Origin of the sequence: Pseudomonas sp. LM13 (assembly GCF_041381355.1) — a bacterium.
GTDB lineage: Bacteria > Pseudomonadota > Gammaproteobacteria > Pseudomonadales > Pseudomonadaceae > Stutzerimonas > Stutzerimonas frequens.
Window position 1 is genome coordinate 1 of the sequence record NZ_JACBXH010000107.1, and the last position, 1,601, is coordinate 1,601.

Annotated in this window: 1 protein-coding gene and 1 pseudogene; both read right to left on the reverse strand. The window is 54.5% G+C overall.

Annotated features, from left to right (window positions below):
- Positions 1 to 1,173 (reverse strand): hypothetical protein (locus HZR81_RS23485; RefSeq protein ID WP_500129385.1); only part of this gene is annotated, 1,173 nt, incomplete at its 3' end.
- A 74-nt stretch (positions 1,174 to 1,247) separates the two neighbouring features.
- Positions 1,248 to 1,601: pseudogene (locus HZR81_RS23490) on the reverse strand (hypothetical protein); the annotation flags it as partial.

Below are 1,601 nucleotides of genomic sequence, written 5' to 3' on the forward strand. Positions count from 1 at the left end.
GGCAATCTCCTCGGACTTACTTGTCACGATATTCGCCGTCTCCCCCATTGCAGTATTGGTACGGTCTACGGAGCGACCGAATTCCTGTGCCCCCTCATGCATGACGGTCATGACACTGGTAACACCGTCGGAAAGACCTTTTGTGAGTGTTTCAATGTGCTGCTGTATCTCCGATACAGCGCTGGTTGCCTGATCGCGCATGGCAATAAAGGCGTCGAGATGCCGTTGCAGCTCCTGAATCTGATGCTGGTTGACCTGCAGTACAGGCTCCAGCTGGCTGATAGCCATTGGGATGCTCTGGCAATGGTTATCGATAGAGCCGATGGACTGTTCCGAGCTAGTCAGGGAGCGGCTGATCGCTTCGTTGGCTGTAGCAGTACGTTCCAGCTCATGGATCGCGAGCTCGATACGTGCTTCAAGCGCCTCCACGTGCTCCTTATAGAGCACCTGCCACTCGTTCATCTTGCCGACCGACTCGTTCAGCGCCTTGAAGTTATCGCCGAACTGCTCCACCAGGTGCTTGTTGAAATCCTGAATGACCTGCCGCAGCGCCTCGATCACCGTCTCGGTGGCTGACTTGGCCAGCATCTCCCCGAACAGGGTCAGATGCAGGAAGAGCTTTTCCTGGAACTCGCGATGGGTGCGATCAATACCATTGCGGAAATCGCTCACGTCGGTACGCATCAACTTCAGCTGGCCTGCTAGCGAGCCTTCTTCATTGCCGGCCAGTGACTGATTGAGCTCCTCCAGCAGCTTGACCTGCTGAGTGAGCACACCATGGATATGCTCGGGTGTGACACTATCCGGCTGCTCCGCACGACCTCGGGCTGGAGCAAACCACCAAGCATCTAGTGCCTTCAACAGTATGGAGAGGCTCATACCCACAAGACTGGTGATAAAAGCTGTGCGCAGTCCATCGAGCAAACCCTCGATACTGCCCTTGATGTCATGGGCATCAAAATCCAGCAGACCAATCACGATCCCGACAAATGTCCCTAGGATGCCGAGTGATACCAATACTGCCGGCGCATGCTCCAGAAAAAGGCCATGCTTCCCGCTTTTTCCCTGGAGCGCCGCCATCGCAAAAATACCGAGCATCAGCCAGATAAAAATCTCGGTCACAGAGCTTGCTGAGGCAGAAGTCAGCACGCCTTCGATATAACTCCCGATCATTCAGTTACTCCAATATCGAACGCTGGATATTTGTAAAACACTTCGCCGATTAGCTAGTGCCCAGTACGGCTTACTCAACCTGCGCCGGCGAGCGAAAGAATGACGGTATCCTTGACTTGGCACTTCGTCACTTTGCCGTCCATGCCCCAGAAATTGGACGTAATAGGCCCCTGATGGATAGAGGAACCATCACTGTTGTAGACCTCCAGCACCGCGTTCCACAGGCTGGCCTTGGGAGCTTCCTGGCCCGGGTCCAGGCAGAGCAGATGAGTCAATTGAATATCCTCGCCAACCTCCTCTCCTTGGTACCCCACTACCAACATCCAGTGGCCGCCACCACCCTGCCACTCCACCCCAACAATAGGCAGCTCACCAGAGGCTACAGCGTCAGCCACACAGTCAAAGACGTAATGCTTTTTACCTTTAAC